Annotated in this window: 9 protein-coding genes; 2 read left to right on the forward strand and 7 right to left on the reverse strand. The window is 76.0% G+C overall.

The annotated features are described in order from the left end of the window. Nucleotides 1-50 precede the first annotated feature (50 nt). The 7 genes from ACFVHV_RS41840 to ACFVHV_RS41870 all read right to left on the reverse strand — a co-directional run bounded on the left by ACFVHV_RS41840 (nt 51) and on the right by ACFVHV_RS41870 (nt 7,806). Nucleotides 51-812, reverse strand: a complete 762-nt coding sequence (locus ACFVHV_RS41840) for a maleylpyruvate isomerase family mycothiol-dependent enzyme (RefSeq protein WP_380358855.1) — start codon at nt 810-812, stop codon at nt 51-53. 88 nt (nt 813-900) lie between these two features. After that, a complete protein-coding gene (locus ACFVHV_RS41845; RefSeq protein WP_359915213.1) occupies nt 901-2,208 on the reverse strand; it encodes an aldehyde dehydrogenase family protein in 1,308 nt (435 codons plus the stop codon). A gap of 152 nt (nt 2,209-2,360) precedes the next feature. Beyond that, nucleotides 2,361-3,248 (reverse strand): NAD(P)-dependent oxidoreductase, encoded by an 888-nt coding sequence (locus ACFVHV_RS41850; protein ID WP_359915215.1) that lies wholly within the window; start codon nt 3,246-3,248, stop codon nt 2,361-2,363. Then, entirely contained in the window at nt 3,248-4,384 is a 1,137-nt protein-coding gene (locus tag ACFVHV_RS41855) for a cytochrome P450 (protein ID WP_380358859.1), read from the reverse strand. The genes ACFVHV_RS41850 and ACFVHV_RS41855 overlap by 1 nt, the downstream gene beginning before the upstream one ends. After that, complete coding sequence (locus tag ACFVHV_RS41860; protein ID WP_380358862.1) at nt 4,381-5,898, reverse strand: AMP-binding protein; 1,518 nt, start codon at nt 5,896-5,898, stop codon at nt 4,381-4,383. The genes ACFVHV_RS41855 and ACFVHV_RS41860 overlap by 4 nt, the downstream gene beginning before the upstream one ends. Before the next feature lie 154 nt (nt 5,899-6,052). Then, entirely contained in the window at nt 6,053-6,796 is a 744-nt protein-coding gene (locus ACFVHV_RS41865; protein ID WP_380358865.1) for a glycosyltransferase, read from the reverse strand. After that, nucleotides 6,793-7,806, reverse strand: coding sequence for a 3-oxoacyl-ACP synthase III family protein (locus tag ACFVHV_RS41870; RefSeq protein WP_380358868.1), 1,014 nt, complete (start codon nt 7,804-7,806; stop codon nt 6,793-6,795). Before ACFVHV_RS41870 ends, ACFVHV_RS41865 begins: the two co-directional genes overlap by 4 nt. Before the next feature lie 221 nt (nt 7,807-8,027). Between ACFVHV_RS41870 and ACFVHV_RS41875 the strand changes: the two genes are divergently transcribed. Further along, complete coding sequence (locus ACFVHV_RS41875; RefSeq protein WP_380358871.1) at nt 8,028-8,891, forward strand: LLM class flavin-dependent oxidoreductase; 864 nt, start codon at nt 8,028-8,030, stop codon at nt 8,889-8,891. Nucleotides 8,892-9,134: 243 nt separating this feature from the next. Then, entirely contained in the window at nt 9,135-9,830 is a 696-nt protein-coding gene (locus ACFVHV_RS41880; RefSeq protein ID WP_380358874.1) for a phosphatase PAP2 family protein, read from the forward strand. The last annotated feature ends 53 nt before the right edge of the window (nt 9,831-9,883 follow it).

Below are 9,883 nucleotides of genomic sequence, written 5' to 3' on the forward strand. Positions count from 1 at the left end.
GGCGTCGGCGCGGGCCGCCGGGCAGGGGGTTCAGGTGCCCGGATGCTCTCCTAGAAGGCGGAGTTGGTGAACCAGAGGTCCAGCAGTCCTTCGTCCCCGGAGGCCGTGATCCCGGGCGCCGAGCGGTCGGTGCGGCCGTAGAGGAGGAGCAGGAGGTCGGCGGCGGTGGCCGAGACCGTGGCGTCGGCGTCGGTGGCGGTCGCGTCGGCGGGGGCCGGGCCGAAGCCGTCGGGGCGCAGGTGGATCAGCCAGTCGCCGTCGCCGTCGGTGCGGGTGAAGCGGAGGGTGCGGTCGGCGGCGCGGAGCTTGGCCGTGTGCGGGGCGAAGAGGGTGGCGTGCGGCAGGTTGGTGAGGAATTCGGCCACGCCGTCCGCGGCGAGGTCCGGGTCGATCTCGGGCTTGAGCCCCAGGGCGAGTTCGGCGTCGACGCGGTGGACGAGGGTCTCGAAGAGCATCCGGCGCACCCAGAAGCGGGCGTGCTGGTCGGCGCCCCAGGCCCACATGGGGGCGTCGAGGTCGGTCGCCGCGAACGTCGCGGCCGCTTCCGTGCCGGCCTCGGTGAGCCACGCCGGGTAGTCCTCGGCCCGTTCGGGGAGCTTGAGGTCGACGTCCCGGCTGGTGGGCGGTGCCTGGATGCGTTGCCGCAGCAGGACGGTGAACCAGCGCTGGACGCTGCCGGCGTGGCGGAGCAGGTCGGCGAGGGTCCAGTCGGGGCAGGTGGGGACGGGGGTGGCCGGGTCGGCGGAGCGTACGGCGGTGGCGAACCTGTGGGTCTCGGCGGCCACGGCGTCGACGTGCTCGTTCGGGGTCATGGACGGTTGCTCCGGAGGGATTCAGGGGCCGGTGGGACCAGCGGTCCGGTGGCGAGGGTGAGGGTGGAGGGGGAGGGCAGGGTCGGGATCAGCCGAGGGGCTTGTCGACGACGGCCTTGGTGTGGCTGAACGTGTCGATCGAGTACTCGCCGTGGTAGCGGCCCATGCCGCTCTCGCCGACGCCGCCGAACGGCAGGTCGGGCATCGCCAGGTGCGAGACCGGGAGTCCGAAGCTGAGCGCGCCGGAGGAGGTCTCCTCGGTCAGTCGCCGCTTGGTGTCCGCGGATTCGGTGAAGGCGTAGAGGGCGAGCGGCTTGTCGCGCTCGTTGATGAAGGCGATCGCCGCGTCGAGGTCGGGGACGGTGAGGACGGGCAGGATCGGGCCGAAGATCTCGGACTGCATCACGGGGGCGGTCGCGGGCACGTCGGCGAGGACGGTCGGGGCGAGGTAGCGCGTGGCGCGGTCGTGCCCGCCGCCGGTGACGGTGCGTCCGTCGTCGAGCAGTGCGGTGAGCCGGTCGAAGTGGCGCTCGTTGACGATGCGCCCGTACTCGGTGCTCGTGGCCGGGTCCTCGCCGAACAGTTCCCGTACGGCGTCGGCCAGTTCGCGTTCCAGGCCGGCCGCGGTGTCGCCGACGGCGAGGACGTAGTCGGGGGCGACGCAGGTCTGTCCGGCGTTGAGGAACTTGCCGCGGGCGATCCGCCGGGCGGTGACGGCGAGGTCGGTGCCGGGGTCGACCACGACCGGGCTCTTGCCGCCGAGTTCCAGGGTGACCGGGGTCAGGTGTTTGGCGGCGGCGGTCATGACGATCCGTCCGACGGTGCCGTTGCCGGTGTAGAAGATGTGGTCGAAGCGCTGCTCCAGCAGGGCGGTGGTCTCCGGGACGGCGCCTTCGACGACCGCCACGGCCTCCTCGCCGAGGTAGCGCGGCAGCAGCTCGGCCACGGCCGCGGAGGTCGCGGGGGCGAGTTCGCTGGGCTTGAGGACGGCGGTGTTCCCGGCGGCCAGGGCGCCGACGAGCGGGGCCAGGGCGAGCTGGAGCGGGTAGTTCCAGGGGGCGATGATCAGCACCACGCCCAGGGGTTCGCGGACGATCCGGGCCTCGGCGGGGCGGAAGACCTCCGGTACGGCGGCCGGCTTCGGGTCCAGCCACTCGGCCAAGTGGGCGACGGTGTGGTCGAGTTCGTTGAGGGTGAAGCCGATCTCGGTCCGGTACGCCTCGGCGGCGCTCTTGCCGAGGTCGGTGTGCAGGGCCTGCTGGAACACCTCGGCCTGTTCGGTGAGCAGGGCGCGCAGGGCGGCCAGCCTGTTCAGGCGCCAGGTGAGCGGCCTGGTCCGGCCGGTGGAGAATTCGGCCCGCAGGCGGGCGACCACGGTGGGGATGGCGTCAGTCATGAGGGGTCTCGCGGTCTTGAGGTGGGGAGCCGGTGCTTGCGGGCAGAAATTTTTCACTACCTGAAGCAATGGCGACCCTAGGGATGAAAGGTTGAGTTTGTCAAGCATCCTCCGGCGATTCTCCCGGCATCCCCCGTTCGCTCGGACAGGTGTCAGGGGTGGTAGTCGCGCAGGTCGTGGGCGGGGTGCCAGCCCTGGGCGCGGGCGCGGGTCAGGTCGAGGACGACACCGCGGGTGAGGAGGTCGACGGTGTACGGGGTGAGGCCGGGGACCACCGCGGTGCGGGCGGCGAGGCGGACGAGCGGCGCGGGCAGGTGGGCGAGCCGGGCGGGGCGGCGGTGGACGGTGAGGATGTGGCGCAGCGCGTCGTCGCGCCGGTACGGGGCGGCGTCCGCGATGTTGTAGGCGCCGGGAGCCCAGGGCGCGGCGCCGGTGAGGCCGAGGGCGGACAGGCAGGCGTCGGTGAGGTTGGCGACGGCGGTCAGACTGAGCGGGAGGTCCCGGCCGGGCAGCGGCAGCAGACCGTACCGGGCCCGGCCGAGCAGCTGCGGAAGGAGGTGCGGGTCTCCGGGGCCGTACACGGCGCGGGGGCGCAGGACGACGGCACCGGCCGCGAGGGCGAGCCGCTCGGCGGCGGCCTTGGTGCGGCCGTAGGCGTTGAGGTGGCCGGCGGTGGTGGGGTGGTCCTCGGTGAGGACGGCGGCGCTGGTGCGGGGATCGTAGACGCTGGCGCTGCTGACGTGGACGAGGGGGCGGCCGGCGGTGGCGCGCAGGACGCGCTCGGTGCCGGTGACGTTGACGGTGCGCTGGTGGGCCTCCGCCGGGTGGCCCGGGGGCAGGTCGGCGACGGCGGCGGCGCAGTGGACGACGAGGTCGGCGCCGGTGAAGTCGGGGTCGTGGGCGGCGGCGTCCCAGCCGAGGTGGCGGCCGACCGGTCCGGGGCGGCGGCCGTGGCAGGTGACGTCCAGGCCCAGGGCGGCGGCGGTGCGGGCGAGGTGGGCGCCGCAGAATCCGGAGGCGCCGGTGACGGCGATGCGCATCAGGACCGTCCTCGGCGGAGCGTGAGTTCGGCGTAGCCGGGCAGGGCGCAGCGGCGGTCGACGCGGGCTCGGGTGACCACCGGGCGATGGGGGGCCAGTGCGAGGAGCACATCGGCGAGTTGGGCGCGGGCCAGGCCCGCACCGGGGCAGGCGTGGGGGCCGGCGCCGAAGACGGCCTGGGTGGCGGCCGGGTCCGGGCTCGGAGCGCGGTGGTGGGCATGGGCGGCGTGCCGGGCGACCAGGATCAGCCGGTCGCCGCGGCGCACCCGGTGACCGGCGAGGATGGCGTCGGCGGCGGCCGCCCTGGGCAGCAGCGGGGAGGGCGCGGTGAGGCGCAGCAGTTCGGCGGCGAGACGGGGCGCGGTGGCCCCGTCGACGGCCGCCCACAGGCCGGCGTCGGCGCACCAGGCGACGGCGCGGGGGACGGCCGCGAGGGTGGTGTTGACGGCGGCGACGGCGACCATGGCGTCACGCGGATCGGGCAGCAGGGCGCTGAGGCGGGCAGCGGCGTCGACCGCCTCGGCCGCGGCGCGGGCACGGCCCGGGCGCGGTCCGGGCAGGTGGTCGCGGGCGGCAGCGGCGGCCGCCTCGGCTGCGGCGTCGGCGAGTCGACGTGCCGGGACGGTCGCACCGGTGAGGGCGGCGGCGGTGGTTCCGGCCAGCTCCCTTACCAGGTCCACGAGTTCGAGGTGCCCGGTGGCCAGGTCGGGGACGCGCTCGGCGAGGACGGCCTGCCAGAGCGGGCGGATCCGGGCGCGGGCGCCGGTGTCGACGCCGGCGGCCAGCGTACGGCGGGCGGTGCGGTGGTCGCCGCCGTCCTGGTCGAACAGCGCGCCGCCGTCGGTGAGCCGGGCCGCCGCGCCGCCGGTGGTGCCGGGCGCGGTGCGGTGCAGCGGGACGCGGGTGAGGGCCTCGCGGTAGGCGTCGGCGCCGTGCACCAGCAGGGTGCGGCCGATCCGCAGGACCGGGCGGCGGCGGGTGGCGCAGAGCAGCGCGAAGAGCGCGGGGTGGCTGTGCAGGTAGACGCGTCGGTCGCGGCGCCGGGCCCGGCAGGAGGCGGCGAGGGATGCGAGGTCCGTGGCGGTGGTGGTCCCGGTGGGCGTCGCGGTGGCGGTCGTGCGGTCGGACGGGTTCATCGGGCCAACTCCTGTGCGCAGTGGGCGGATGCCGCGGCCCGGTCGGGTTTGCGGGAGCGGCCGGCGAGCGGGACGGTGCCGAACAGGACGGCGTCGGGGCGGGCGGAGCCCATGCGGTCGAGCGGCCCGCGCAGGGCGGCGCGCAGGTGCCGCGGGTCGGTCCTGGGCGCGGGCTGGACGAGGGCGACCAGCCGTTCGTCCCCGTTCCCGTCGGGAACGCCGACCAGCACGGCCAGTTCGACGCCGGGCAGGTGCAGCGCGGGCTCGTACAGGCCCGGGTAGATGTTCTCGGCGTGGCGCAGCACCATGTCCTTGAGGCGGCCGGCGAGGACGATCCGTCCGTCGGGGGTGAGGCCGGCGTGGTCGCCGGTGCGGATCCACGGGTCGGGTTCCTCGCCGAGGTAGCGGTGGCGGGCGCCGGGCCCGGTGAGGTGGAGTTCGCCGTCCTCGGCGAGGCGGGCCCGGACGCCGGGCAGCGGGTGGCCGACGAGGTCGCCGTTCCCGTCGTGGGCGGCCTTGTCCGCCTCCTCGACCGCGGCGGCGGGGAACAGTTCGGTGAGCGCGTAGACGCTCCACGCTTCGTCGGCACCGGATTGCTTGACCCGGCGCAGCAGGGCGGCGTCGGCGGGGGCGGAGCCCGTCCAGACCCGGCCGGTGAAGCGGGCCCCGGCGGTGAGGGCGGCGCGCAGCTGCGGCGGGGTGAGGTAGGTGTGGGCGGGGGAGAGCCGGGCGAGCTGGCGGCCGAGCGCGGCGGGGCGGCGGGCGGGCAGGACGACGGCGGCGCCGGCGGCGAGTGCCGGGACGAGGACGAAGAAGGTGCCGCCGAGGACGACCGTGCCGGGGCGCGGGCCGACCAGGTCGGCGACGGTGCCCAGCCCGGCGGCGAGGCCGGCGCGGGTGTGGACGACGGCGCGCGGTCGGGCGGTGGTGCCGGAGGTGAAGACGATCACCGCGTCCTCGCTGCCGTGGCCGTCGCCCTCGGACGGGGCAGCGGGCAGGGCGGTGTCCGCCGGGCGCAGCCGGGGTGCGCAGCCGGGCAGGCGGCGGCCGAGGGTGGCGACCGGCCCCAGTGCGGTGAGCCGGGGGAGTGCGAGGTCGGCGCGGCGGGCCAGCGGCCCCGCCCAGCCGGCGACGGCCTGGGCCGCGGCGTCGGCGAGGACGAGATCGGGGCGGGCCAGTGCGAGTCGGGCGGCGAGCACGTCGGGTCCGGCGGTCGGGTCGAGGACGGCGATCCGCAGGCCCAGCCGGTGGGCGGCGAGCATGACGGCCAGCGCGCGCGGGCCGGGACGGACGGCGACGCCGACGGTCGCGCCGGGACCGGGACCGGGACCGGGACCGGAGCGAGAGCCGGAGCCGAGGCCGTGGGCGTGCAGGGCGGCGGCGTAGCCGTCGGCCAGGTCGGCGAGCTCGCCCCGGCGGATCACCGGGCGGACGGTGCCCAGGGCGGTCTGGCGCAGGACGGCGGGCCGCTCGGGGTGGTCGGTGCGCAGGGCGTGGGCGAGGCGGTCGAGCACGGAGGGCTGCTTTCGGGGAGCGGAGGTGGGCTGGGTGGGCGGCTGCGACGGCCGCCGCGGTGGGAATCGGCGGCCCCGGCGGTCCAGGGCGGCCGCCGGCGGGTTCGGTCGACGACGGCCGGTCCGATGGATGCCTGGACGCCTGGATGCCGGCTCAGCGGACGTCGACGGGGCGCGGTCCGGCCCCGCGCTCCAGGTACCAGCGCGCCGTGCCCACCACCCCGTACGCGCGGATCCGGCGCGTGGAGTTCTGCACCACCATGTCGCGGCGGCGCACCACCGCCGTGGTGTGCCGGCGGACCCTGTTGAGGAACGCCCGGTCGGTGGGGGAGGGTCGGCGGGGCATGCCGCCGACGGCCTGGTAGAGCTCGGCGGTGATCGCCATGTTGTTGCCCGCGTGCATCCGGTAGGGGGTCAGGTAGCCGTGCCGGCGGTGGTGGGCCGGCCGGATCCGGCCGAAGAAGGCGCCGAGGGCGACCAGCAGCAGGAACACCGCGCGTCCGGCCGGCCCGTGTTCGTCGCGGCGGGCGGTGACCCGGCCGCAGACCAGTCCTCCGCTGTCCAGCAGGCCGGCCCGGGCGGCGGCGGTCCAGCCGGCTTCGGGCAGGCAGTCGGCGTCGGTGCGGGCGAGCAGGGTGGCGCCGTGGGCGATCGCGTGGCGGAAGGCGGTGTCCACGGCGGAGCCGACGCCCTTCTCCGGCTCGACCAGCACCTCGACCGGGAACGGTGCGCGGGCGGCGAACGCGCGGACGGTGGCGACGGTGCCGTCGGTGGAGCCGTTGTCGGCGACGAGGAGGGTGAAGTCGCGGTCGCGCTGGGCGGTGAGGGCGCGCAGCACCCCGTCGATGCGGTCCTGCTCCTGGTAGGCGGGGACCACCACCCACAGATCGGTCCTCACGACGCCTCCCAGACCATGGTCATCAGGCTGACGCCGCCGCCGAGGCCGACCAGCAGGACCTTGTCCCCGGGGGCCAGCGTGTCGCGTATCCGGTCGAGTTGGACGCCCAGGGTGGCGCTGGCGACGTTGCCGATCTCCGGGACGGTGAGCACCAGCTTCCCGGCCGGCGCCCCGGTCAGTTCGACGAAGCGTTCCAGGTACGGGAGGGTCACCTGGTGCACCAGGACGCGGGCGTAGTCGTCCCAGCCGAGGCCGGTGCGGGCGGCGAGCCGGGCCAGAACGGCCGGGCCGATCGTCTCGAAGATGCCGCGCAACTCCTTGCCGCCGCCGCGGAAGTAGCTGTGCTCGTCGCCGCGCGGGTGCCGGGACCCGCCGCCGGGGATCCCGCCGGCCTCCCAGTGCTCGGAGGCGGTGGCGGTCTCGATGTCGAGGATGCCGCCCCGCTCGACGGCCTCGACGACGACGGCCGCCCCGGCGTCGCCGAAGGTGTAGCCGGCGAAGCCGTCGCGCACCTCCGCGATGCCGGAGGGAGCGCGGCGCATGGCCCGGCTGGGGGTCTCCCCGGTGACGACCAGGGCGCGGCGGGCCCGTCCGGCCAGGATCATCGCCCGGGCCAGGTCGATCCCGTTGAGGAAGCTGTTGCAGGCGTTGCTGACGTCCAACGCATGGGCCCGGGTGCCGAGTTCGGCCTGCACGATGTGGGCGGTGGCGGGCTCGCAGACGTCCCGGGAGGCGGAGGCGAACAGCAGCAGGTCCACGTCCCGCGGATGCAGCCCGCGGGTGTCGAGGGCGCGCCGGGCGGCGCCGACGGCGAGGGTGGAGGCGTACTCGTCGTCGGCGGCGAAGTGCCGGCTGCGGATCCCGGTCGCCTTCTCGAACATCCGCTCCGGCAGGGCGAGTCGGCCGCCTGCGGCGATCTCGTCCTGAAGCTGCTGGGAGGTGAGCCGGCGGGCCGGCAGGTGGGAGCCGACGGCGGTGATGCCGATCCGCGGTATCGCTGCTGATTGCATGCCTCCATGCTCCGGCGATCACGGCCGGGCCGGCCTGAGTACGGGTACTCAGAGCGGCCCGTTCCGCTACCCGATCACGTCTGTGCAGGTGGACGGTTGCCGGGCTCGTCCCACCTCGTGAAGCCGCCGACGCCAGGACCCGGGTGACTTCCCGGGTGCTCGGGAAGCCTGATGGGGCACACGTCTTGCCCGCTCCGGGGCCGGCTGCGCATCCTGCTGGAATGCGCTTCTCCGTCAACATCCCCAACTTCGGTGACTTCGCCGACCCCCGCAACGTCGCGACCGTGGCCGCCGCCGCCGAACAGGCAGGCTGGGACGGCCTGTTCGTCTGGGACCACGTACTGCATCGACGACACCAGGGGCGTCCGTTCGCCGACCCCTGGATGCTGCTGACCGCGGCCGCGCTGGCGACCTCCCGGATCCGGCTGGGTACCCTGCTGACGCCGGTCCCCCGGTACCGGCCGCAGCAACTCGCCCGCCAGGTCGCCACCCTGGACGTCCTCAGCGGCGGCCGGGTGATCTTCGCCGCCGGCCTGGGCGGTCCGATCGAGGACGAATACCTCAGCTTCGGCGACACCTCCGAACCGCGCCTCCTGGCCGAACGACTGGACGAGGGGCTGGAGCTGTTGAGGCGCTTCTGGTCCGGCGAGGCGGTGGACCACCACGGCCGGCACTACGAGGTCCGGGACGTGACCTTGCTGCCCGCCACCGCGCAGCGGCCCTGTCCGCCGGTGTGGATCGGCGGGTTCTGGCCGCGCCGCCCGCCGATGCGAAGGGCGGCGCGGTGGGACGGCGCGGTGCCGCTCTTCGAGACGGCCCGGCACGGCCAGGTACCGGACGTGGCGGAGGTACGGGATCTGGTCGGCTATGTGCGCGGGCACCGTACGGTCGCGGCCGAGCGCCCCTTCGAGTTCGTGCTCGGCGGCGCCACGCCGCCGGACGCGGCCAGGGCCAGGGATGTGATCGGTCCGCTGCGCGACGCCGGTGCCACCTGGTGGGACGAGCGCCGGCTCCAGACCGGCCCGGACCTGGACCGGCTGCTCCCGGTGCTCCGCCGCGTCGAGGCGGGGCCGCCGGTCCTCTGATCGGCCGTCGAGGGCGCGCCGCGCCGGTCGGTGGGGTTCGCCGGTGGCCCGGCGGGGCAGCGCGGGGCGGTGGCCGGGGCCGTTCAGGACGACCTGGTGAACCGGCGTCGACCGGCCGGGGGCCACGACCCGCGCGAGGCCGTGGCGGGGGCGCCGGCCGGTGCCGCCGGGCGCGGGCTCGCTACCCTGGCCGCGCGGGGCCGCGTTCCGGTGGCCCCGCGCGGTGCTGGCAGGAGGGCTGGGATGGCGGCTGACCGGATGACGGAGCGTCGGCGGTGGGTGGTGGTGCTCGTCGGTGCGTGGTCGGCCTTCGCGGTGGTCGCGGCCGTGGTGGCCGCGCACGGCTGGGCGCCGTTCGCCTTCGAGCAGACCGCCATCGACTGGTGCACCGCGCATCGCCCGGAGCTCGCCCGAGCCGTGGCCATGGCCGTCACCTCCCTCGGCACCGGCGTGGTCCCCTACCTCCTCGCCCTGGCCGCGGGCGTCCTCACCGCCCTCGGGACCACCGGCTCGCCGAGGCGCCGGTGGACGACGGTTCGGGCGCTGCTCCTGCCCGTGGTGTGGCTGGCGCTGGGGCAACTGCTGCGCCAGGGACTGATGCACGCCTTCGGCCGGCCCCGGCCGCCCGTGACGGACTGGGCGTTCACCGCCTCCGGTTTCGCCTTCCCCTCCGGGCACGCCTTCACGTCCGCCCTCTGCGCCGGCCTGCTCGCGCTCGCCGTCGCCCGTACGCGCCCGGCCGCCACCCGCGCGGCCGTCGTCGGCGCCGTGCTGTTCGCGGGCACGATCGGCCTGAGCCGTATCTACCTCGGCGTGCACTGGCCGCTGGACGTCCTCGCCGGCTGGCTGCTGGCCGGCGGCTGGCTGGCGGCCGGCGCCGCGGGCTCCTCGTACCTGCCGGAGTGCGCGAAGCGGTCCGGCGCGACCAGGAGCGGGTAACCGGGACCGCGTGGCCGGACCGCCGGGCCCGCCGCTTCCGTCCTGACCGGAAG

Source organism: Kitasatospora sp. NPDC127116 (assembly GCF_042677365.1).
Lineage (GTDB): Bacteria > Actinomycetota > Actinomycetes > Streptomycetales > Streptomycetaceae > Kitasatospora > Kitasatospora lactacystinica.